The organism is Aquimonas sp., from assembly GCF_044377145.1.
Lineage (GTDB): Bacteria > Pseudomonadota > Gammaproteobacteria > Xanthomonadales > Xanthomonadaceae > Aquimonas.
Genome location: NZ_JBILJQ010000019.1, coordinates 34,977 through 58,738, shown reverse-complemented (window position 1 = coordinate 58,738; position 23,762 = coordinate 34,977). Strand labels below are relative to the sequence as shown.

General features: G+C 66.8%; 14 protein-coding genes and 1 pseudogene. 5 read left to right on the top strand and 10 right to left on the bottom strand.

Annotated elements, in window-relative coordinates:
• Window positions 1-531: 531 nt before the first annotated feature.
• Window positions 532-2,334 carry an acyl-CoA dehydrogenase gene (locus tag ACIQ7H_RS08265; protein WP_395790274.1) on the bottom strand — a complete coding sequence of 601 codons (1,803 nt, stop codon included), beginning with the start codon at window positions 2,332-2,334 and terminating at the stop codon, window positions 532-534.
• Window positions 2,335-2,528: 194 nt separating this feature from the next.
• Here ACIQ7H_RS08265 and ACIQ7H_RS08260 point away from each other — a divergent pair, with 194 nt between their 5' ends.
• The 3 genes from ACIQ7H_RS08260 to ACIQ7H_RS08250 all read left to right on the top strand — a co-directional run bounded on the left by ACIQ7H_RS08260 (window position 2,529) and on the right by ACIQ7H_RS08250 (window position 5,185).
• Entirely contained in the window at window positions 2,529-3,608 is a 1,080-nt protein-coding gene (locus tag ACIQ7H_RS08260; protein ID WP_395790272.1) for a hypothetical protein, read from the top strand.
• Window positions 3,609-3,863: 255 nt separating this feature from the next.
• Complete coding sequence (locus tag ACIQ7H_RS08255) at window positions 3,864-4,688, top strand: HDOD domain-containing protein (protein WP_395790270.1); 825 nt, start codon at window positions 3,864-3,866, stop codon at window positions 4,686-4,688.
• 194 nt (window positions 4,689-4,882) lie between these two features.
• The gene (locus ACIQ7H_RS08250; protein ID WP_395790268.1) at window positions 4,883-5,185 is read left to right on the top strand and encodes a helix-hairpin-helix domain-containing protein; all 303 of its coding nucleotides are present in this window, start codon (window positions 4,883-4,885) and stop codon (window positions 5,183-5,185) included.
• A gap of 49 nt (window positions 5,186-5,234) precedes the next feature.
• Here ACIQ7H_RS08250 and ACIQ7H_RS08245 read toward each other — a convergent pair whose 3' ends face one another.
• On the bottom strand, window positions 5,235-6,983 hold the full coding sequence (locus ACIQ7H_RS08245; protein ID WP_395790266.1) for a M14 family metallopeptidase: 1,749 nt from the start codon (window positions 6,981-6,983) through the stop codon (window positions 5,235-5,237).
• Between the two features lie 208 nt (window positions 6,984-7,191).
• Between ACIQ7H_RS08245 and ACIQ7H_RS08240 the strand changes: the two genes are divergently transcribed.
• Window positions 7,192-9,063, top strand: a complete 1,872-nt coding sequence (locus tag ACIQ7H_RS08240; protein WP_395790264.1) for a bifunctional metallophosphatase/5'-nucleotidase — start codon at window positions 7,192-7,194, stop codon at window positions 9,061-9,063.
• Window positions 9,064-9,317: 254 nt separating this feature from the next.
• Here ACIQ7H_RS08240 and trpA read toward each other — a convergent pair whose 3' ends face one another.
• The 8 genes and pseudogenes from trpA to prmB form a co-directional block, all read right to left on the bottom strand.
• On the bottom strand, window positions 9,318-10,118 hold the full coding sequence (trpA, locus tag ACIQ7H_RS08235) for a tryptophan synthase subunit alpha (RefSeq protein WP_395790262.1): 801 nt from the start codon (window positions 10,116-10,118) through the stop codon (window positions 9,318-9,320).
• Between the two features lie 162 nt (window positions 10,119-10,280).
• Window positions 10,281-11,504: a tryptophan synthase subunit beta gene (trpB, locus tag ACIQ7H_RS08230; RefSeq protein WP_395790260.1), complete on the bottom strand. Its 1,224-nt coding sequence runs from the start codon at window positions 11,502-11,504 to the stop codon at window positions 10,281-10,283.
• Complete coding sequence (locus ACIQ7H_RS08225) at window positions 11,476-12,132, bottom strand: phosphoribosylanthranilate isomerase (RefSeq protein WP_395790258.1); 657 nt, start codon at window positions 12,130-12,132, stop codon at window positions 11,476-11,478. Before ACIQ7H_RS08225 ends, trpB begins: the two co-directional genes overlap by 29 nt.
• Before the next feature lie 209 nt (window positions 12,133-12,341).
• A pseudogene (gene truA / locus ACIQ7H_RS08220) lies at window positions 12,342-13,103 on the bottom strand (tRNA pseudouridine(38-40) synthase TruA); the annotation flags it as partial.
• A gap of 207 nt (window positions 13,104-13,310) precedes the next feature.
• A complete protein-coding gene (locus ACIQ7H_RS08215) occupies window positions 13,311-15,737 on the bottom strand; it encodes a FimV/HubP family polar landmark protein (RefSeq protein WP_395790256.1) in 2,427 nt (808 codons plus the stop codon).
• Window positions 15,738-16,017: 280 nt separating this feature from the next.
• Window positions 16,018-17,037 (bottom strand): aspartate-semialdehyde dehydrogenase, encoded by a 1,020-nt coding sequence (locus ACIQ7H_RS08210; protein WP_395790254.1) that lies wholly within the window; start codon window positions 17,035-17,037, stop codon window positions 16,018-16,020.
• Window positions 17,038-17,344: 307 nt separating this feature from the next.
• Entirely contained in the window at window positions 17,345-18,445 is a 1,101-nt protein-coding gene (gene aroC / locus ACIQ7H_RS08205) for a chorismate synthase (protein ID WP_395790252.1), read from the bottom strand.
• Window positions 18,446-18,624: 179 nt separating this feature from the next.
• The gene (gene prmB / locus ACIQ7H_RS08200) at window positions 18,625-19,542 is read right to left on the bottom strand and encodes a 50S ribosomal protein L3 N(5)-glutamine methyltransferase (RefSeq protein WP_395790250.1); all 918 of its coding nucleotides are present in this window, start codon (window positions 19,540-19,542) and stop codon (window positions 18,625-18,627) included.
• A gap of 641 nt (window positions 19,543-20,183) precedes the next feature.
• On the opposite strand from prmB, the gene ACIQ7H_RS08195 reads away from it, so the two are divergent.
• Window positions 20,184-23,639: an EAL domain-containing protein gene (locus ACIQ7H_RS08195; RefSeq protein WP_395790248.1), complete on the top strand. Its 3,456-nt coding sequence runs from the start codon at window positions 20,184-20,186 to the stop codon at window positions 23,637-23,639.
• Window positions 23,640-23,762: the final 123 nt, after the last annotated feature.

Below are 23,762 nucleotides of genomic sequence, written 5' to 3'. Positions count from 1 at the left end.
ACAGTCCCGTTCAGCAAGCCGTGCGGTGAGACTTTCGAGGAGGTAGGCTTGAGGTTGGACCCTACTTCGTCCACCGGCGGTGGTGGAGAAGGAGGCGGTCCGACCCCCGGGCCGGGCGGTGGAGGCTCTTGGATGCCGGGGGGCGGGGCGTCGGGCGGCGGCGGCGGACCCGGAAGCGTGATTGTTCGTCCACCGATTCACCCCGTTTAGCAGCCCCGCATCTATCAGCCTGTCGGGCTTTGGTTGGCTGAGCTTCAATCCCGCTACCGCGGTCCGCAATTCGCCGATTCTTGGCCGAGAGCCCACTCGGCCAAGAATCGTCGAAAAACGGCTCTATCGCGTTTCCTGTGGAAAGCCGCTGGTCAAGCCGGTTTGCTCGCCGCGGTCAGCCAAGGGTTTGAAGGCAGATGCGTGAGCTTGCCGCAGACGAGGTAGGTTGGCGCTAAGCCGCAGGCGAAGCCCAACGGCGCGGCGCGGGGGCCTTGCATGCGAGGGTGACGCGCGCCCCCCGCTGCGCTCCTCAGCTCAGCCTCAGAACCATTCGTCGCGCATCACGTAGGCGGAATCCTCGAAGCCCGACACCAGGCTGATCGCATGCATCGCGTTCGGCAGCTCTTGGTTCAAAAAGAACAGGCAGGTTTGCAGCTTGCCGCGGTAGAAGTCCTCCGATCCGCGCCTGGCCGTGAGCGCGGCCTGCGCGCACAGCGCCTGCCGCAGCCATAGCCAACCGACCAGCAGGTGTCCGGCAGCGGTCATGTAGTGGCTGGCGTTCGCGAGTGCCAGCCCCGCCTCGCCGCGCTGCATGCGCGAGGCCACGCTGGCCGCGGTCACGCCGACCTTCTGCGCCAGCACCCGCAGCATCACGGTGGCGTCGACCCACTCCGGCAGCAGGGCTGCTTCGCCCAGGGTCGCTTCGATCCGCCGCATCATCAGCCGCAGCGCCGCGCCGTTGTCAGCCAACGCTTTGCGCGCCAACAGGTCGATCGCCTGGATGCCGTTGGTGCCCTCGTGGATCGGGTTCAGGCGGTTGTCGCGCCAGAGCTGCTCGACCGGATACTCGCGGGTGTAGCCATAGCCGCCCAGCACCTGGATCGCGTGATCGGAGGCGATCACCCCGTACTCCGAGCTCCATGACTTGACGATCGGCGTCAGCAGATCGAGCAGGCGGCCGGATTCCTCGCGCGTGCTGGCCTCCAGCGCATGCGCCTTCAGGTCGACCAGAGTCGCCGCGTACAGGCACAGCGCATAGCCGCCCTCGACGAAAGCGCGCTGGCGCAGCAGCAAGCGCCGCACATCGGCGTGTTCGATGATCGCCACCGGCTTGGATTCCGGATCGCGCATGTCCACCGGCCGGCCCTGGCGACGCTCGCGCGCGTACTGCAGGGCGTACAGATATCCGCGGTAGGCCAGCATCACCGCGCCGATGCCAACCCCGATCCGCGCCTCGTTCATCATGTGAAACATCGCCGCCAGGCCCTGATTGGGCTGGCCCACCAGTTCGCCTACGCACTCGCCACCTTCGCCGAACTTGAGCACGGTGTTGACGATGCCGCGCTGGCCGAGCTTGTGGTTCAGACCAGCCAGCTGCACGTCATTGCGCGCGCCGACATTGCCGTCGGCATCAATGTGATTGCGCGGCACCACGAACAGGCTGATGCCTCGGGTGCCGGCGGGCGCGCCTTCGATACGTGCCAGCACCAGATGGATGATCGTCTCGCCCAGCGTGTGCTCGCCGCTGGAGATCCACATCTTCTGGCCTTCGAGCCGATAGCTGCCGTCGGCTTGAGGGATCGCGCGGGTGCGGATATCGCCCAGCGAGCTGCCCGCCTGCGGCTCGGACAGGCACATGGTGCCGAAGAAGCGCCCGGCCAATAGCGGCTCGGCATAGCGCTGGATCTGCGCGGAGTTGCCGTGCGCCAGCAGCAGATGCGCGGCGCCGCGCGTAAGCAGGCCATAGCCCGCCGCCGCCGTGTTCGCCCCCATGAACAGGCCGTCGCAAGCCAGGGCCAAGGTGTACGGCAGGCCCAGGCCACCGTGCTCTGGCGGCGCCGAGGCCGCATTGAAACCACCCTCGGCATAGGCCGCCGTCACTGTGCGGGTCGAGGCCGGCAGCACCACACCACCCTCAACGAACTGCGGCTCCTCGCGATCCGCCTGCGCCGCCTGCGGCAGGAACACCTGTTCGGCCAGCTGCTGCGCGGCCTCCAGCACTGCATCGATCGCGGCAGGCTCATGTGCCGCGAAGGCCGGCAGGGCACACAGGCCCGGCAGGTCCAGCACCTCGGTGAGCATGAAGCGCTGGTTGCGCAGGTCGACAAGCGGGCTGGCGGACATCGGCAGGTGACCACGGCGGCGGGAGGCGAGGGGCCGAAGCCTAGCAAGCCGAGCCGATGCGAACACGCCCGCGGGCTGCAGATTTCTCCTCAAGTTGCGCCGATGCCGGCCGCTAAACCGACTAGCGGAACACCGCCGACCGACCTCGGCATCAGACCCGCCGCCAGCAAACCCGCCGAATCGAGGAGCCCGCCATGCGCATCACCGGTGCTGACATCCAGCTGAGCTCCTCACGCGAGTTCCGCCAAACCGAAACCCGCCAGGAACGGCTTGAGATCCGGCTCGGGCCGAGCGCGCCCGCGCCACGGCCTGAACTCGAAATCTCACCCCGCGCGCGCGAACTGGCGGTGCAGCTGTCGGCGGATGAAAGCCCGCTGCTGGCACCGCAGGAGGCCGCCGCAACCGACGAGAGCGCCGCCCGCGGCGACCCCAATCTGAGCCTGCTGATCGGCCTGATCGAAACCCTGACCGGGCGCCCAGTGCGCCTGTTCGACGCCAGCTCTCTCGGATCTGCGCCCGCAGCAGAGGCCGCCGTTGCAGCCCCTGCACAGGCCAGTTCGCAGGCCGCGGCGCCCAGCACCGACCCGGGCTTCAGCATCGACTACCAGGCCCGACAGACCCGCAGCGAGTACGAGCGCACCAGCGTGCAGGCGCAGGGCGAGATCCAGACCGCGGACGGCGCACGGATCCGCTTCTCGCTGAATCTGCAGATGGAACGCGCCTACAGCGAGACCACCGAGCTGCGCTTCACCGCCGGCGCCGCCGCCCAGCGCAAGGATCCGCTGGTGATCAATTTCGATGGCCGCGCCGCGAAGCTGACCGACCAGCGTTTCGAGTTCGATCTGGATGCCGATGGCCAGACCGAGCGCCTGCCCCTGCTCAGCGGCGGCAGCGGTCTGCTGGCGTTTGATCGCAATCGCGACGGCCGCATCAACGATGGCCGCGAACTGTTCGGCGCGCTCAGCGGTGATGGCTTCGGCGACCTGATCGCGCTCGACAGCGACGGCAACGGCTGGATCGACAGCGGCGACACGATCTTCGGCCAGCTGCGGGTGTGGATGCCCGACCCCACCGCGCCCGATGATTCCGAACGCGGCCGGCTGATCACACTGGAGGAAGCCGGCGTCGGCGCGATCAGCTTGAGTTCGATCAGCAGCGCATTCGACCTGCGCGGCACGGGCAACAGCGACCTCGGCGAGATCCGCAGTACAGGTCTGTATGTGAGCACCGCGCGTGAGGTCGGCACGGTGCAGCAGATCGACTTCAGCGTGTGAGGCGCCCACGGTGGGCAGCAGCGTGTGAGGCCAGATTGTCGCAGCGCAGCGCAATGATTCGCGCAGGCTGCAAACGACAGTGACAGCATGCTTGAAACAGCGCGCATGCCGGCCATGCAACCCGTCACACAAAAGCGCGTTGCAGCGTGCGAGGAACCGACAAATCCCGGCCATCGTCGCAGATCGAGTTCACACGGATTAGACTCGCGGGCCTACCGCAGGTTTTCGCGGGCCCGCACAAACAGGAATCCACGCATGCAGCTTGATGCACTCTTCGACCACGCCAGCGCCCTGCCCACGGTGCCCAAAGTGGTTCAGGAGCTGATCACCAGCCTGGACGATGACAACACCTTGATCGGCGACCTCGCGCCCAAGATCGCGGCCGACCCGGTGTTGTCGGCGCGTCTGCTGCGACTGGCGAACTCGGCTTACTACCACCCCTCCCGGCCGATCGGCACGATCGAGGACGCGCTGCGCATGCTCGGCTTCAGCACTGTGCGCACGCTTGTGATCAGCGCCGGCCTCACCAGCAGCTTCCGGCCGATTCCGGGGCTCGATCTTGCCGCGTTCTGGCGCTACAGCCTGAAGGCCGCGGTGATCGCTCGCTGGTTGGCCCAACAGGCCGGTGCCGAACCGAACCAGGCCTTTACCCTGGGCCTGATGCACGGCATCGGCCAGCTGGTGATGCACGCCGCCATGCCCGAGAAAATGCTCGCTGTCGCACGCATCGCCGGCGGCTTCGATCCGCGTCGCAGCGATGTCGAGAAATACTCGTTCGGCTACAGCTTTGTCGATGTCGGCGCGCGCCTGGCTGAGCTATGGCGCTTCCCGAACGCCTACCCCGCCGCCCTGCGCGCTTGGTCGGAGCCTTTGGAACAGCCCGAGTTCGACCGGCTTGCCGGGGTGCTGAATATCGCTGCCTGGCGCGCGCGCTGCGATGTGAACGGCCTGGATCCGGATGAGATCGCCGGCACCCTGCCCTTCAAACTGCTGGATGCGCTGGAGATCGATGAAGCGGTGATCGAGGACATGCCCAGCCCACGCGAGCTGGCCTCCGAATTCGACGCGCTGTTGGCCTGAGCGCGAACGGCAGGCCGCCCGGACCGCGGTCTCCACGTCATCAACCAGCGCAACTCCCGCAGCCGGGTGCATTTCTGCCTACAGTGTCGAGACAGGTGCGTCCCGTGCCGCCAGCAACGACTACGGCGCCAGTTCACCCGCCGACCACGGCATCCAACCCTTGGCGAAGGCTTGGCTGATTCAAGGACTGAGCAATGCATCCCCGCAAGGTGGCTCGTGATCGCCTGCGCACCCTGACCGACCTGCCCAACGTCGGTGAGGCCACCGCCGCGGATCTACGACTGTTGGGCATCGAGACGCCGAGCCAGCTGGTCGGCAAATCGGCGTTCGCGATGTACGCCGATCTGTGTGCGCTCACCGGTGTTCGGCACGATCCCTGCGTCATCGACGTGTTCCTGTCGGTCACCCGCTTCATGGCCGGCGACGACGCGCGCCCGTGGTGGGCCTACACCGCCGAGCGCAAACAGATGCTTCAACAGACGAACGGAAACGGCTGAGCGTGCAGCGGCGAATCCGCCGCCCGCTGCCTGCACCGCGAGCCACGCGCTACTGGGCGAGCTGGTCCAGGGCCGCCTGCCCCAGGCGAAGCACGGGATAGCGGCTGAACTCGGCATCGAAGTACGGCGAACGCTCATAGAAGAAGCGCAGCCGAGCGCGCGGGCTGCCGGCGAACGCTTCGTCCTGCAGGCGGGCGTCGAACTCGGCCTTCAGCGCCGGATCGCTCGCCAGCATCTCGCGGGCCATCGTTTCCATCACCCGCGCTTCGGCGTACTCCTTCTCCTCGAAGATGGCATCAAAGAATCCCCAGCGCAGCAGGCTGTCCGGCGAGCCCGGCTCCAACAGCAGGGCGACCAAACGAGCGCGTGGCTGGTCCATCGGGATCAGCCAGCTGCCGGCGGTGAGTTCGGCCGGCCCGGTTTCGGCGACCTGCTTCAATGCGCTGATCATGTGGCGGCCTTCGAATGGCCGCGCCGCCCAGACGACCTCGCTGAAGCGATAGCGCTCGGCATCGATCACCTGCGCGGCAGGCAGGCGCTGCATCTGCACTGCGTGCAGCTGCAGACGTTCGATCACTGCGGTCCACTGCGGCGGCACCACGTACGCGGCCGGCGCCGGGGCTTCGGCAGTGACGATGACTTCACGCTGCACCGGCAGGCGATAGGTTTCGGGCTGGTTGATGTCGTACTGCACCCAGATGCCACCGCTGACATCGCTCTGCGTTCGGGTGTAGGCGTAGCCGAGAAAATCCTCCTCGACCGTTGCTTCGGTCAAGCCGAAGTCGAGTGGGATCGTGCTGCCGACGGTAAAGCGCTCGGCATCGGCGGCGGCAACCGCGGCCTTCAGCGCAGCCGGATCGCGGCCGATGCTGCGCAGCAGCTCCAGCAGCAGGGCTTCATTGACCGCCGCGCGGGTCTTGAAGTCTTTCAGCATGTGGGTTTCCAGCAACAGCCCCGGCCGCCCCGCGGCCGCCGCATAGCCGATTGAAAAGCGCGGCGCGGAAGCGCCCTCGACCAGACCGGCGCGCAGATCGGTGCCGTCCTTCAGGCTGATGTAGTAGGTCAAGGGCCAACCCTGCGCGGCCAGCGCCGGCTTGACGGCGCCGTCAAACACTTCGCGCTGCCAGGCGGCTAGTGCGGGCGCAATGTTCCGCTCGGTTTCAAACGCCCAGGTCATGGCGTACTGGTAGTCGGCGCCATTGGTGTTGTGCATGTCGATCAGCAGATCGGGCTGCCAGCGTTGCCACAGGCGCAGCCAGGCCTGCATCTCGGGTGCGTCGGCCTTGGTGTAGTCGCGATTGAGGTTCAGATTCTGCGCAGTGGCACGCCAACCCATCGCCTCCGGGCCGTTCTGGTTGATCCGGTTGAAGGGCGAGAAGCGCTCGTGACCGTCGACGTTGAGCACCGGCACCAGCACCAGCACCACCGGCTCCAGCAACTCGGAGTATTTGCCGCTGACCGTGAGATCGCGGGCCAGCGCCATCAGCACATCCTTGCCCTCGTGCTCACCGGGATGGATGGCGGCCTGGATCAGGATCACCGGTTTGCCGGACGCGCGCGCGGCTTCCGGGCTGAGCTCGCCGCCCGCGGCCAGCACTACGGCCTGCATGGGCCGACCCTGCGCGCTGGTGCCGAAGTCGAAAGTCGACAGCTGGCTGCAGGCGGCATCCAGCCGCTCGAAGTAAGCGCGGGTTTGCGCATAGCGCGGAGTCTCGGTGTAGGCGCTGGCTTCGGCGGGCGTGGTCCAGTCGGTCGCCGCGCTTGCGGCGGCAGCGGTGAGAATCAGCGGGATCCACATGGTCGACGGCGCGCCCTTCAAGATGACGAAGGCGAGCAGGGTCGCGCGGGCACGGGCGCTCGGCCAGTGCCAGAAATCCGGGTGTCGCGTCCTGCAAACGATCGCTTTGCCCGCAGTGTCAAAGACGGCGAACTCCAGAGGGCAAACGGTCGGCAGCGGCCTTCACTGCGGTTACCCTGTCCGGATGACTTCCTGCCTGATGTCGACCATGCCCCCCAGAATCCAGCCGCGTCGCCTGTACCGCCCCGTGCTGCTCGCCGCCTGCAGCGCACTCGCGGCCTGCAGCGTCAACCCGCCGCTGCCCAGCGCGCCGGTCGACGACTTCGCGCTGCGGATCCTGCATATCAACGATCACCATTCGCGGCTGGCGCCCGACACCGGTGGCGAGCTCAAGATCGACGGCGAAACCGTACAGCTCAGCTTCGGCGGCTTTCCAGCGGTGACTCAGACCATCGAGGCGCTGTCGGCGGGCGTGCCCAATGTGCTGAAGCTGCACGCCGGCGACGCAATCACCGGCGATCTCTACTTCACCCTGTTCCAGGGCGAGGCCGATGCGGATCTGATGAACACGGTCTGCTTCGATGCGTTCTCGGTCGGCAACCACGAGTTCGACACCGGAGACGCCGGCCTCGCCAAATTTCTCGACTTTCTGTGGAAGGATCGCAGCCGCTGCGCCACGCCTGCGCTGGCAGCCAATGTGCGGCCGACCGTCGGCAGCTCGCCCTTGGCGCCGCGCACCGCCAATGACTATCTGCAGCCGCACCTGGTGCTGGAACGCGGCGGCCGCCGGATCGGCATCGTCGGCATCGACATCGCCGGCAAAACCAAGTCGGCGTCCAGCCCCGACGCCGGCACCGCCTTCGATGACGAGCTCACGACGGCGCAGGCGCAGATCGACCAACTGCAGGCCGAGGGCACCGACCACATCGTGCTGTTGACCCACATCGGCTACCTCAACGATCTGCGTCTGGCGCGCGGGCTGCGCGGAGTCGACATCATCGTCGGCGCCGACTCGCACACCCTCCTCGGCGATCAGTTCAGCGCGCTGGGACTGAGCCCGGCCGGCCCCTACCCCACCCGCCTGCAGAACCTCGACGGCGATGCCGTATGCGTAGTGCAGGCCTGGCAGTACACCTGGGTCGTCGGACAGCTCGATGTGCGCTTCGATGCCGATGGCCGCGTGCTGAGCTGCGACGGCACGCCGCACCTGCTGGTTGGCGCGGACCTGCGCCAGGGCAGCACACCGCTTGCCGGTGCGCAGCTGGACGCGCTGCTGAGCAGGATCGACGCGACCGACGTGCTGCGTCGCGCGCAGCCGCAGCCCGCCGCGCAGGCGGTGTTGAAGGTTTACCAGGACCAGATCGAGAAGTTCAGCACCGAGGTGGTCGGCCAAGTGCCCGAGCGGCTGTGCCTGCGCCGCGCGCCCGGTCCGTATGACCGCAGCCGCGATGGCGCCCCGGGCTGCGCCGAGGCCACCGATGTGCACGGCGGCCATGTCCAGCAGGTCATTGCGCGCGCCTTCCTGGCATTGGGCCAGCGCTTCGGCGGCGCCGATATCGCGATCCAGAACGCCGGCGGCGTGCGCAATGGCATCGCCGCCGGCGACTTCACCATTGGCGATGCCTACCTGGCCCTGCCGTTCAAGAACATGCTCGATCGCCTGCTGATGACCGGCAGCGAGGTGCACGGCGTGCTGGAAGACGCGGTCGAGCAATTCGTCAGCAACCCGGGCAGCAACAGCGGCGCCTGGCCGTACGCGGCCGGCCTGCGTTGGGACATCGACCTGACCCGCAGCCGTGCCGAAGGCCGGGTGCTGAATGTGCTGATCCATACCGACGCAGTCTGGCAGCCGCTACAGCCCGACATGACCTATCGCGTGATCACCAATGACTACATCGCCGCCGGGCGCGATGGCTTCACCGGCTTCGGTGCGATCACCGGCGAGCGCCGCGAACCCACCTACTTGCACTACGCGCAGGCGTTGGCGGACTACGCCAAGGCGGGCGGCGATCTGCTGCGGCCGAAGCCCGAGGAAATGAGCACGCAGAGCGTGGTCTATCCGGAACGCGAGCCGCGCTGAGCCGGCGCTGCACGCCCCGCAACCGGTGTTGCGTTGTGGGGCGCAACGCGGCGCGCCTGCTGCTGACGCGGATGCTTGAATCGGGGCCGAAGACCCGCGCGATTGACGTGACACCTGATGATCTCGCGCAGGGGCGCTGCTTCGGTGGCGACCCCAGCGGGCGCCCCCGCAACTGTCGCGCTGGGGTGCGTCGGTCCTGCCGCATTCCACATCGAGCCCTCGGCTCACGCTGTGTCGAGCGTGGCGACGCCGCCTCAGCCCAAGGCGGTGCGTATCGGGCTCAGAAAGGCCTCGGCACGGGCGCAGGCATCAGCGGTGTCGGCGGCCTGGGCCAGCGTGCTGACCAGGGCGCTGCCGATCACCACCGCATCGGCGAGCTCGCCGGTGGCGACCGCACTGGCGGCATCGCGCACACCGAAACCGACCGCGATCCGGCTGTTCGACAACGTACGCAGATGGCGGATGTGCTGGGCGACGTCGCCCGTGTCGAGCTTGTTGCCGGCGCCGGTCACGCCGTTGAAGGACACGTAGTACAGATAGCCCTGCGCGCTGCGGCACAGCTTGGTCAGCCGCTCGCCGGTGCTGGTCGGCGCCGCCAGGGGCACCAGCGCAAGGCCTTCGGCATTCAGGGCCTCGCGCACCGGGTCGGACTCCTCCGGCGGGCAGTCGACCAGCAACACACCGTCGACGCCAGCGTCAACCGCGGCCTTGGCGAAACGCTGCAGGCCGAACATCTCGACCGGATTGAGATAGCCCATCAGCACGATCGGCGTGGCCACATCCTGCTGACGGAACTCGGCAACCATCGCCAGCACCCGGCGCAGGCCGACTTTGCGCAGCAGGGCGCGCTCACTGCTCTGCTGGATCACCGGCCCATCGGCCATCGGGTCGGAGAACGGTACGCCGAGCTCGATCACATCCGCGCCCGCGCGCACCAGCGCATGCATCACCGGCACCGTGGCTGCGTCGGAAGGATCCCCGGCGGTGATGAACGGAATCAGCCCTTTGCGGCCAGCGGCGGCGAGAGCGTCGAAGCGGGAGTCGATGCGGTTCATTGGGTGGGAATCGGGAGTGGGGAATGGAGAATCTTCACAAGCAGACGCTTGCGGAGCGACAGAAGTAGAGGATGAGACACGCGGCACTACGGATCACTCGGCGATGGGAGCCGCGGAACTCGGCCTTAGCCGTTCCCGATTCCCCATTCCCGATTCACCGAATCACAGCGTGATGCCCTCACGCTTCGCGATCGTGTACATGTCCTTGTCGCCGCGACCGGACAGATTGGCCAGAATCAGCGCGTCCTTGGGCATCGTCTTCGCTTTCTTGATCGCCAACGCGATCGCATGACTGGATTCAAGTGCGGCCAGGATACCTTCGGTGCGGGCGAGCAGATGGAAGGCTTCCATGCACTCGACATCGGTGATCCCCTCGTACTCGGCGCGGCCACTGTCCTTCAGGAACGCGTGCTCGGGGCCGACGCCGGGATAGTCGAGGCCGGCCGAGATCGAATGGGTTTCGATGATCTGGCCGTCGTCGTCGCACAGCAGATAGGTGCGATTGCCGTGCAACACGCCCGGGCGACCCGCCGCCAGCGAAGCCGAATGGCGACCGGTTTCGATGCCATCGCCGGCCGCCTCGGCGCCGAAGATCCTGACCTCGCGATCGTTCAGGAAGGGATGAAACAGGCCGATCGCATTGCTGCCGCCGCCGACGCAGGCGACCAGCGCATCCGGCAGGCGGCCGAACTGCTCGAGCATCTGCACCCGCGCCTCGCGGCCGACCACGGCATTGAAGTCGCGCACCATGCGCGGGTACGGGCTGGGGCCGGCCACGGTGCCGATGATGTAGAAGGTGTCGTGCACGTTCGAGACCCAGTCGCGCATGGCCTCATTCAGTGCGTCCTTGAGCGTCTTCGAGCCCGAGGTCACGCCGACCACCTCCGCGCCGAGCAGCTTCATGCGGAACACATTGATCGCCTGCCGCTCGATGTCGGTAGATCCCATGTAGACCACGCATTTGAGGCCCAGCCGCGCGGCGACCGTGGCCGAGGCCACGCCGTGCTGGCCGGCGCCGGTCTCGGCGATGATGCGGGTCTTGCCCATGCGCTTGGCCAGCATCGCCTGGCCGATGGTGTTGTTGATCTTGTGCGCGCCGGTGTGGTTCAGATCCTCGCGCTTGAGCAGGATCTGCGCGCCGCCGACGTGGCGGGTCAGACGCTCGGCGACATAGATCGGCGAGGGCCGGCCGACGTAGTGCTTGAGGTCGTATTCGAGTTCGGCGATGAACTCGGGATCCTTGCGATAGCGCTCGTAGGCGGCTTCAAGCTCGCGCAGCGGCTCGATCAGGGTCTCGCTGACAAAGCTGCCGCCGAACTGGCCGAAATGCCCGCGGGCATCCGGGAACTGGTTGTAATCACTGACTTGAAGGGCTGCGGTCTGCATGGTGCACCTCGTCCACAAATTGCTGCATGCGCTGCGGGCATTTGAGCCCCGGCGCGCTCTCGATTCCGCTGGATACATCGACCGCATACGGCCGCACCGCGCGCACCGCCGCCTGCACGTTGTCGGGGGTGAGCCCACCGGCCAGCAGCAGCGGATGGCTGCGCTCGGTCGGCAGGCGCGACCAGTCAAACGCATGCCCGCTGCCGCCCTGCCCGCCGGCGGCATGACTGTCGAACACGAAGCCCGCCGCCTGCGCATAGGCCCGCTGGTAGGCCGCCACACTGGTCACGCTGGCCATCGGCACCGCCTTCAGAAACGGCACCTCGAACGCAGCACAGAACTCGGGTGTCTCGTCGCCGTGGAACTGCACCAGGTCAGGCCGCAGTGCGTGAATCGCCGAGCGCACGAATGCAGGCTCGGCATTCATCACCAGCAGCACGCTGTGCACCAGGGCGGGCACTGCGGCGCGCAGCACGCTGGCCTGATCCAGCCCGAGCGCGCGCTTGCTGCCCGGCACCATGATCAAGCCGATCGCATCAACCCCCAACGCAATCGCGCGCTGGATATCCTCCGCGCGGGTCATGCCGCAAAACTTGATGCGGGTTCGTTGTGGGGGATAGGCGTGCATGGGGCGCGTAGTGTGCCGCAGCGGGCAGGTCGATTCGTCAACAGCGCGCGATCAGGACGTTTCGGACCAACGCGACCACCGTCGCTGGCGTGGCGCAACGGAAGCGCGGCTCATTCCGCCGCAGAATCATCTGCGTTGACGTCGCTCTCATCATGCGACCCTGCGCGTGGCGGATAGGTCCGCTCCGGCTCGGGCCCGACCCAGCTGAACTCCGGCGGCAGACCGAACCGCGCCGGATACAGCGGACCCTCGAACACCAGGCCCTGGGGCTGCGCGGTCGGCCCGGCCACATGCCGATTGCGCCCGGCCAGCAGTTCGGCCAACCAGTGCTCGGGCTGCTCACCACGGCCGACCAACAGCAGGCTGCCGACGATGTTGCGCACCATGTGGTGCAGGAACGCATTCGCCTGCACCGCGACTTCAACCCATTCGCCCTGACGCCGCACGTCGATGTGGTGCAGGTCGCGCAGCGGGTGCTTGGCCTGGCAGGCGGCGGTGCGAAAGGCGCTGAAATCGTGCAGGCCCACCAGATGCTGGGCGGCGCGGTGCATCGCCTCGGCATCCAGCGGTGCGCGCTCCCACGCAGCGTGCTGGCGCTCGAGCGCGGGACGCACGCGGCGATTGAGAATGCGGTAGCGATAGCGCCGCGCCAGCGCCGAGTAGCGCGCATGGAAGTCGCTGCCCACCGGCTGCACCCACAGTAGACAAGCGGCATCCGGCAGGCGCGAGGTGGTACCCATCTGCAGCGCGCGCGTGCTGCGCTCGGCCTGGATATCGAAATGGATGATCTGGCCGCGCCCATGCACGCCGCTGTCGGTGCGGCCAGCGCACGTGACCAGCACCGGCGCCGCAACAACGAAGGACAGCGCGCGCTCGACCACGGATTGCACCGTGTCGCCGTGCGACAGCCGCTGCCAGCCGGAAAACGCGCCGCCGTCGTACTCGACCGCAGCGACGTAGCGGCGGGTGATGGGAGGATTGGACAGCGGGGTTTCGGAAGTCACGGCGGCGCTCACAGCGGAGTTTGCAGCAGCATGCACAGCGGGGCTTGGTAAAGCGGTGGGTGCGGCAGCCCGACAGTGTAGTGATCCGGACCCACTGGAGGGACGTCTGTGCCGCCCAAAAGCACAGGGGCCGGATGACCGGCCCCTGCGTGTTCAATCACCGGGCTGCAGACCTCAGCGGATCTCGTCCAGCAGACGCCGGGCGTCGCCGCGCTGTTCGGTGGTGCCTTCCTGCGCGACCTCTTCCAGCATGCCGCGCGCGCCTTCGACGTCGCCCATGTCCAGATACGCACGGGCCAGCTCCAGCTTGGTCGCCGCCGCCTCGATCGCATCGGCCGAGATGTCGAGATCCAGCGAGCTGCTGCTCGAGGGCGTAGACAGCTCCGGCGGCAACTCGAACGAAGGCGCCTCAATGGAGGCCGCAGTGAGCGCACTTGAATCGATCCGGGCGAACTCGGCTTCGCGCGACAACTGCGGCACTTCAAGCTCCGGCGAGGCCAGATCGATCCGGAACTCCGGCTCTTCGCTGAAGCGGCTCGGCTCGGCGGCGGGCGCGTCGACGTACTCGAACGACGATCCGGCAGGCGTGTTGTTGGCGTAGGCCGACGGCGCGCTGGAGGTGTCTTCGCTCGGCTCCCAGGCGCGGCTTTGCGCGGCGTGCTCCATGAACAGCGGGTGGTCGGGCAGCATTTCACGCCCCATCTCCAGCGCCTGCTGCCAAGCCGGCTCATCCGGATCGTAGACCTGGGCGTACATGGCTTCGACAGCGCCCTCGAAGCGCGAGGCGTCGTTCAGCCCGTAGTAGTAGCGGACCAAGTCCAGATGCCGTTCGAGGTCGTCCGGCTGTTCGGCCACCTGATCCAGCAGCTCGCGCTCCTCGGCATCGTCGTAGCTTTCCGCACCTGCCTGGTAGGCCTGGGACGCACCCGGCACGCCGAAATCGGCGCCCTCGAAGCGCGAGCTGGCGCCCGCAGCGGCGGCCGCAGCGGCTGCTTTCTTCTTGCCGCGACCGCGCATGCCGAGCAGGGCCAACAGGCCGATCACAACAGCACCACCACCGCCAAGCACCAGCGGGCTCATGAACCAGGGATCCTGCACCACCGGTGCAGGCGCCGGCGGCGTAACGACCGGCGCTGCGGCTTCGGGTGCCGCTGACACAGGCGCTGGCTCCGGCTCGGCGGAAGGCGTGGCTTCGAAGCCGTCATCGCCCACCGCGGACTCATCTGTATCGACCGCTGCGCCAGCGTCAAGGTCATCGCCAGGCAGGGTGCCGACATCCGGCGTGGCCTCAGCGGGGTCCGCCGAGGGCGCTGCGGCATCAGAAGAGGAAGCGGACGAGGAAACAGTTTCTGGTTCAACCACCACCGGCGTCGGCGTCGGTGCGGGAACGACGGCCGCTGCCGCTGAGCTGGCTGTTTCGGCTGCGGCACGCTCGGCTTCCAGTTCGGCCAGTCGCTGCTGCAGCGCCTCCAGCTCGCTGTTGCGGAGCTCAAGCAGGCGTTCGCTGTCGCCACGGATCTTTTCAAGCTCCTGCACGCGGGTACGCAGCTCGCGGTTCTCCTGCGCCGCGGCCTCGCTCTGCTCGCGGGCACGCGCGAGATCGGCGCGCAGTTCGGCGCCCTGGCCGCCCGCCGAAGCGCCACTCTGAGCGGCTGTCGCGGGGGTGTCGCCACGTGGGGGCACGATGGCGAGGCGGGAATCGGCCGGCGCCGGTGCCGCCGGGCTGACGGGCTGACGGCTTGCCTGCGGGGTTACCGGCTGCAGGCTCGCGCTTTCCGGGGATTGATCGCGCAGCAACTGCGCGGCTTCGCCCGGGCGAATGGCGAGTGCCTCCTCGCGCGACGGAATGCGCAGCACCGCGCCGGTGCGCAGGCGGTTGATATTGCCGCCGATGAAGGCCTCCGGGTTGGCGCGCTGCAGTGCGATCATCATCTGATTGATGTTGATCGACGAATCGGGCAGCGCCCTGCTCGCGATGCGCCAGATCGAATCCCCCTCGTTGACCGGGCCGTAACTCTCACCGGGCACCAACGAAGGCGCCGACGAAGATGGGGATGGCGAGGATGAGGATGGCGCAGGTGCGGCGGCTGGGCGGGGCGTCGGCATTGCTGGCGGCTGGGCGAGGTTTTCGGCCGGCGCCGGACGCACATCACCCTGCGGCAATGCCGTGGTCTCGGAAGGCAGGGCTCGCGACGGTACCGCGACCGGCGGGTCAAGCAGCAGCGTGTACTCGCGAAGCAGCTTGCCGCGGGCCCATTCCACCTCAATCAGCAGACCGAGGAAGGGATCATTGATCCGGTTCGGTGTGGTGACCCGGATCACCGGCCGACCGTTCGAGCCTTCGACAACGCTGAACTGCATCGCAGATACCAGCGCCCCGCTGGGTCGCTCAAGACCGATCCGCGCGAACGACTCGGCTGAAGCCAGACGGACCTGAAGGTCGGCGGCTTCACCCGGGGTGTTCTCAAGCACGGGGATTTCGGCCAGCAGCGGCTGGTTGAGGCTGGACTTCACCTGTACCTGGCCGAGGCCAAGCGCGAGCGCATTGGATGCGCCGAGGGCGAGCGCCAGCGCAACCGGCAGTCTGAGCATCTTATTCATTTGAATCTTTCCCCCATCCGCTGCGGATGATTGTTTTGAGCTGTCCAACGCCGGTGGCCCCTGGCCACTGTGGCCGGCTTCGATCGCGCCGAGCCCGCGACCAGCCCGGGCTGAACGAACAGAAGCTAGAAACGACATGACAACGGCGCGCTAACTATAGGTCAACTGTGACATTTCACCAACAATCAGGCCCACGCCGACGAGGCCGCCGACGCGGGACTGAGGTGATGTTCGTCACATTTTTGAACTCTGCCGGTAGCGCGCGCCGGTCCGGCGCCCCTCAATCGCGCTCAGCCAGCACCCGTTCAGCGATCTGCACGGCGTTCAGCGCGGCACCCTTGCGAATGTTGTCGGACACGATCCACAGGTTCAGCCCACGCGGGTGGCTGATGTCTTCGCGGATCCGTCCGACGAAAACCGGATCTTTGCCGGCAGCGTGGGTGACCGGGGTCGGATAGCCGCCCGCAATCCGCTCATCGACCACCACCACACCGGGACTGCGACCCAGCAGCTCGCGCGCCGCGGCGGCGCTGATCTTGTCGCGGGTTTCGATATGCACCGCCTCGGAATGGCCGTAGAACACGGGCACGCGGACGGCCGTCGGGTTCACTTCGATACTGTCGTCGCCGAGGATCTTGCGGGTCTCCCAGACCAGCTTCATTTCTTCTTTGGTGTAGCCGTTGTCGGTGAAGTCATCGATCTGCGGGATCAGATTGAAGGCGATCTGGACCGGGAAGCGCTGCGGTTCCGGATCCTGGAAGGCCAGCATCGCCGCGGTCTGGCGGCCGAGTTCCTCCATCGCCGAACGGCCTGCGCCGGACACCGATTGATAGGTCGCCACATTGATCCGGGTGATACCGTACTCGCGATGGATCGGCGCCAACGCGACCAGCATCTGCATGGTCGAGCAATTCGGATTGGCGATGATGCCGCGCGGCCGGTTGCGAATGGCCTCGGGGTTCACCTCGCTGACCACCAGCGGCACGTCGACATCGCGACGGAAATGCGAGGTGTTGTCGATCACCACCGCGCCGGCTGCGGCCGCCCGCGGCGCGTGCTCGGCCGAGACGCTGCCGCCGGCCGAGAAAAATGCGATATCGACGCCGGCGAAATCGAATTTGGACAGCTCACGCACGGTGTAGCTGCGCTCGCCGCAGCGAACCATGTCGCCGGCCGAACGCTCGCTGGCCAGCGGGATCAGTTCGGTGAACGGGAACTTGCGCTCGGCCAGGATCTCCAGCAGGGCTTCACCGACGGCGCCAGTGGCACCGACCATCGCGATCTTCAGGGACTTGGACATCGGGCGGACTCCATTGCAAAGGGTTTGAGCAGGGCGCGCACTCTAGCGCGACGCAGGTACGACTCGACGCCGCAGCGGCGGCGCTGACAAATGGTTGTGTCCAGCGGTGGCAACTCGATGCCAGAACATGGCTGCCAGCGGGCGCGCTAGCAGCCTGTCGGGCTTTGGGGGTCGAGGCGATAGTCGACTGCGAGAGGACAGTTTTTCGACGATTTGCAGGCCAATAGTGGGCTCTCGGCCAAGAATCGGCGGATTGTGGACCGCGCAGGCGGATTTGCAGCCCGGCCAACCAAAGTCCGACAGGCTGCTAGCCCGGCAGCCTGCCGGGCACGGCCGGCGGCGCCACCACGTCGCCGCACTGGGCTCGATGCAGCAGGGCCTGATCCATCAGCACCAGGGCGACCATCGCCTCGGCAATCGGCGTGGCACGAATGCCGACACAGGGATCGTGGCGCCCGTGGGTCACCACCTCCACCGCCTCACCCGCAACGTTCACGCTGCGGCCGGGCAGACGCGTGCTGGAAGTGGGCTTGAGCGCCAGATGGCAGATCAGGTCCTGGCCGGTGCTGATGCCGCCCAGCACGCCGCCCGCGTGGTTGCTCAGGAAACCCTCGGGCAGCATCTCGTCGCGATGCGCTGTACCCAACTGGCCAGCCACCGCCATGCCGTCGCCGATCTCCACGCCCTTGACCGCATTGATGCCCATCAAGGCTGCCGCCAGCTCGGCATCGAGTTTGGCGTACAGCGGCGCACCCCAGCCCGGCGGCACATGCTCCGCGATCACCGTCACGCGCGCGCCCACCGAATCGCCAGACTTGCGCAGCGCATCCATATACGCCTCAAGCGCAGGCAGGGAGTCGGCATCGGGCCAGAAGAAGGGGTTGCCTTCCACCGCATCCATGTCGATCGACGACGGCTCATGCGGGCCGAGCTTCGAGACGTAACCGCGCACGCGAATGCCGTGACGTTCGGCCAGCCACTTCTTTGCAATCACCCCGGCCGCCACCCGCACCGTGGTCTCGCGCGCCGAAGACCGACCGCCACCCCGGTGGTCGCGAATCCCATACTTCTGCAGGTAGGTGTAGTCCGCGTGCGCCGGCCGGAACACCTGAACCAGGTTGCCGTAGTCCTTGCTGCGCGCATCGACGTTGCGGATCAACAGCGCCAGCGAAGTGCCGGTGGTGACGCCCTCGAAAACCCCCGACAGCAGCTCGACCTCATCGGCCTCGCGCCGCTGCGAGGTGTGGCGGGAGCGCCCGGTGGCGCGGCGTTCGATGTCGTGCCGAAAATCCTCGGGCGCTATCGCGATCCCGGGCGGCAGCCCATCGATCACACAGCCGATTGCGGGTCCGTGGCTCTCACCGAAGGTGGTGACGCGCAGCAGGTGGCCAAAGGTGTTGATCGACATGGTGCGGATCCGGTGGCATGCCTCCACCCAGCAACGCAGGGACGGAGCAGGTGATGTTGTGAGAACCGAACGTCGCCGTCCGATCCGTGAGCGCTGCCGACGAGGGCACATCAACCCGGCGGCGTGCTGGGCTGGTGCTCAGCAACGAGGGCGCTGGCGGCAATCGCGCACATCGACGCTCAACGCGCGTCGGCGAGGGCCTTGATCGTAGCGGTGTGGGCAACCAGGTCGCCGCGCTCAACCACGAATACGCCCATCTGTCCTACCTTGAACTCGACCCAAGCGAACGGAACCTCCGGCAGCAGCCTGACCAGAGCCCGCTCACTCTCACCGACTTCGACTATGAGCAGGCCATTCTCGGTCAAGTGCTCCGGCGCATCGCGCAGAATCTTCAGAGCCAGATCGAGGCCGTCATCGCCCGCGCGCAGGCCCAGCTCAGGCTCGTGCGCGTACTCGGCGGGGAGTGCATCCACCTCGGCATGGGTCACATAGGGCGGGTTGCTGACGATCAGGTCGTAGCGCTCTCCGGCCACACCCTCGAACAGATTGCTGTGAACAGCCCGAACGCGGTCGCCTACTTCGAAACGGGCGATGTTCTCGGCTGCCAGCGCCAGCGCGTCTTCGCTGATGTCGATAAGATCGACCTCCAGTTCAGGGTTGTGCGCCGCCATGGCGATACCGATGCAGCCCGAGCCGGTGCAGAGGTCGAGCGCGCGCTGCACATAGCGCCCACCCAGCCAGGGCTCGAAGCCCGCTTCGATCAGCTCGGCGATCGGTGAGCGCGGCACCAGAGCACGTGAGTCCGTCTTGAACGCCAAGCCTGCGAACCACGCCTCGCCGGTGATATAGCAGGCTGGAATCCGCTCACCGATACGGCGCTCGAACAGACCCAGCACCAGGTCGCGCTCCTCCGCAGTCAGCCGCGCCGCGCCGTAGGCGGGCGAAAGATCGTGCGGAAGGTGCAAAGCGTGCAGCACCAGCTGGGTAGCTTCGTCCAATGCATTGTCGTAGCTGTGGCCAAAGCTCAACCCCGATTTGCCGAAGCGGGTTGCGCCATAGCGGATGAAGTCGATGATGCTGCGAAGTTCGGCGGACATGGGGCAGGCGCTGGCTTGAATTCGGCCGCGAAGTATAGCCGTCGCCCCTGTCAGCCCCACCATCGAAGCGTGCACGTGATCGTCAGCGCGACGGGCCGTCGGCGCGCCTGCGTCGTCAGACGTCAGATGCACATGCAAAACCGCCGACGGCCACGCGCATCCTGCAGCCGAGCCTTGAATCTGCGCTCGGCGCGTGGACTTCGGAACTTGAGCTCCGCCCAGTGTGCATGGGTCGGAGCGAAGGGCAAGCGGCGCTCAGGTGTCAGTCCGCGCTTTGCGCACCACTGGCATGCCCTACCCCGTCGCCATCGTTCACGAGGTGCGCGGGCAGCAGGCCGGCAGACACGGTTGCGCCCGATCCACTCACGGCAGGCGGCTTTGGCGGCAACAGTCGACGCGGACATGCAAGTGATCACTGAAGAAGCTCAAGAACACCTGGACTGGCCTGAAACCCGCGCCGGTGTTGGCGTACCCGTGCCGCTTGGTGTTGCTGCCGACGGCGCCGATTCCAGGCCAACCCAAGTGTTCGAGGCAGCGATGAAACGTGCAATAGAAGTCGCAGCACAAATGTTGCAGGCACTGCCCTCCATCGGCGGAGGATGTGCGGCCGATTCGCGATCGAACGCATCCAAGGATCGAGCTTGCGTTGTGCCGGCAGCGCGCACGCCGGCGCGACGTACTACGGGGGCGCAGGAATGCAGCTACAGCGGCTGGACCGTTTCATCCTCGGCTCGTCCTTGGCCTACGTGCTGTTTGGCGCCGTCTGGATCGTCGGCTCCGATGCCCTTTTGGGGCGAATGCTGAGTGTCGAGGCGATTGCTCAGCTGTCGATGGCCAAGGGTCTGCTGTTCGTGGTGCTGTCGGCCTGCGGCTTCGCCCTGGGCATGCGCCATGTGAGGGCGCTGGTCGATTCGAAGCCACCGCCCGGCTACGGCTTCGACTGGCGGCGCTGGCAGCGTTGGCCGGGCTATCTGCTCGCCCTGGTCCTGGTCTGCACCGTCGGCTATCTGCGGACGGTTCTGCTGGATTCGCTGGGCGACGACGGGCATCACCATCTGCTGCTGATTTTCGTGCCTGTGATCTTCGTGTCATCCCTGCTCGGCGGCTGGGGTCCGGGCTTGCTCAGCACCGCTGTCGCCGTGCTGATCGCAGCGCAGTCGCTGTACTTCCAGCGGGAGATCGGCCATGGCACCGGCGTTGCCGAGCATCTGCAACTGTTCCTGCTCGGCGTGAGCGGTGCCGCCGGCAGCCTGATCAGCGGAGGCCTGCATCGCGCACGCGAGGCTGCCGAGCGCGACGCGGTCACCACGGCTTCGACGCTGGGCGCGATCGGTGATGGCGTGGTTGTGCTGGATGCCGAGCACCGTGTGGTCTCACTCAACCGCGCTGCCCTGCAGATCATCGGCTGCGATCAAATCGCCGCACACGGGCAAACCCTGGCCGACCTGCTCGGTGCAGACATCGCCCGGGTGGGCAATCTGCCGCTGCACAGCGCGCAGGCGACCGACTACGGGATGGTCAACCTCACCCGAGCGGATGGCGTGGTGATGGTCCTGAAGGTCGACGGCTATCCGCTGCTTGAGCGCGGCCAACGGCGCGGCCGCGTGATCGTGCTGCGCGACGAAACCAGCCGCGACGCACTCTCACGCGAGGCCACCCGCGTGCGCGGGTTGCTCACGGCGATTATCGAGGGCTCGTCCGACGCGATCTTCGTCAAGGATCGCAACGGCCGCTACCTGCTTGGCAACGCACACTGCGCGGAGATGCTGGGCTACGCGACCGACGACCTTGTCGGCCGTGGCGACGCGGATTTTTTCCCGGCGGCGCAGGCGCGGATGCTGCAGCAGATCGATTCGAACATTCTTCAAGAGGGCACAACCCGCACCGGCGAGGAACACCTGAGCCTGCCGGGCCGGCCGGAGGTGGTGTTTCTGGCCACCAAAGGGCCGGTGCGCGACGAGACCGGCGCGGTGGTGGGCGTATTCGGTATTTCGCGTGACATCACCGAACGCAGCCAGCATGAGCGCGCGCTGGCGCGAAGCCGCGCCCAGCTGCACACCTTCGTTGAGCAAGCGCCGATCAGCGTCGCGATGTTCGACCGCGAGATGCGCTATCTGGTCGCCAGCCAGCGCTGGCGCGCCGGCTTTGCGAGCAATGAAGACACGCTGATCGGACGCTCGCACTACGATGTGCTGCCGGACGTTCCGGATCACTGGCGCGTCTTGCATGCGCGTGGGCTCGCTGGCGAGCATCTGCACTGCGATCACGAGCAGTGGGAACGCAGCGATGGTCAGCGTCACTGGCTGCGCTGGGCCATCCAACCCTGGAACAACGACAATGGCGACATCGGCGGCATCATCATCGTCGCCGAGGATCTCACCACGCAGATGCGCCTGCTTGAGCAGCAGCGGATTTCAGCGGTGGCGCTGGAAGCAGCCGACGCCATCGTCATCACCGACGCCAATACGGTGGTGCAGCAGGTCAATCGCGCCTACTGCGATATCACCGGCTACAGCGCCGACGAGGCAATCGGACGTCGCCAGGGCGATCTGGTGCGTTCGGAGAAGCAAGGCGTGGAGTTCTATCGTGCGATGTGGTCCGAGCTGGCGACCAACGGCGTGTGGCGCGGCGAACTGTGGAACCGCCGCAAGAGCGGTGAGCTGTATCCCCAGTTCCTCAGCATCACCGCGGTGCGGGACGAGCGTGGCGAGGTCAGCCACTACGTCGGCGTCATGCAGGACATCACCCAGCGCAAACGCGCTGACGAGACCATCCTGCGCCTCGCCTACTACGACGCGCTGACTGACCTGCCCAATCGCCGCCTGCTGCTCGATCACCTGCAACACGCGCTGAAGAGCTGCGAGCGTGAGGGCATCTGCGGCGCACTGCTGTTCATCGATCTCGACAATTTCAAGCAGATCAACGACACCCTCGGGCACGACGCTGGCGACGAGCTGCTGATCCAGGTCGCTCGGCGCCTGCAGGCCGCCGTCCGCGACACCGACACGGTGGCCCGCCTCGGCGGCGACGAGTTCGTGGTGATGCTGGAACATCTGTCCGATGAACCCGGACGCGCTGCGGCGCTGGCGGGCCAGGAAGCGCAACGGATTTCCGAGCGCATCGTCGCCGGCTACACGATCCGCGGCGCTGACCAGCGCAGCAGCGCGAGCATCGGCATCGCGCTGTTCTGCAGCGGCGAGATCAGCCCCGAAAGCCTGATGAAGCAGGCCGACCTCGCGATGTATCAGGCCAAGGCCGACGGCAAGAATCTGGTGCGGTTCTTTGATCCCGCCATGCAGACCGTGGTCGAGTCCCGTTCGCGTCTGGAATCCGAACTGCGCAGCGCGGTGCAGCGCGGCCAGTTCACCCTGCACTACCAGGTGCAGCTGCATCGCGACCTCGGCGTGGTCGGGGTGGAGGCGTTGATGCGCTGGCAGCGCGACGATGGCCGCCTGGTCTCGCCGGCAGAGTTCATTCCGCTCGCGGAAGAAACCGGCCTGATCGTGCCGATGGGTGCGGTCGCGCTGGTGCAAGCCTGCCGACAGCTGGTGGCCTGGCGCAACGACCCGGACACCTGTGGCTTGAGCATCGCGGTGAACGTCAGCGCACGCCAGTTCCGCAACGAAGACTTCGTGCATCAGGTCGAGTCGGCGCTGCAGCAAACCGGCGCTGACCCGCAGCGGATCAAGCTGGAGCTGACCGAAAGCCTGCTGCTGGATCAGGTCGACACCGCGATCGCACGTATGCACCAGCTGCGCGCAATCGGTCTGGTGTTCTCGCTCGACGACTTCGGCACCGGCTTCTCGTCCTTGTCCTATCTCAGACGCCTGCCGCTGGAGCAGCTGAAGATCGATCGCAGCTTCGTCACCGACTTGCTGAGCGACAGCAATGCCGCAGCGATTGCCCGCGCCATCATCCACTTGGCGCACAGCCTCGGCCTCGCCGTGGTCGCCGAAGGCGTGGAAAGCGAAGCGGTCTGGGACTGCCTTCGCGAGGAAGGCTGCGACATCGGCCAAGGCTATCTGTTCGGCCGGCCCCTGCCGGCTGAGGCGATTCCGCAGCACATACGCGAGCTCAAGGCCAGCCACCGCGATTGAGGTCGCGCAGCTGCGGTGGCGCAGCGCTTTGATGGTTCGCGGGTCCTCAAAGGCCCGATCAGCAGCACGGCGCAAGGATGTGAGCTTGCACGCCGAAGCTCATCCGCATCGATCTGGACAGCC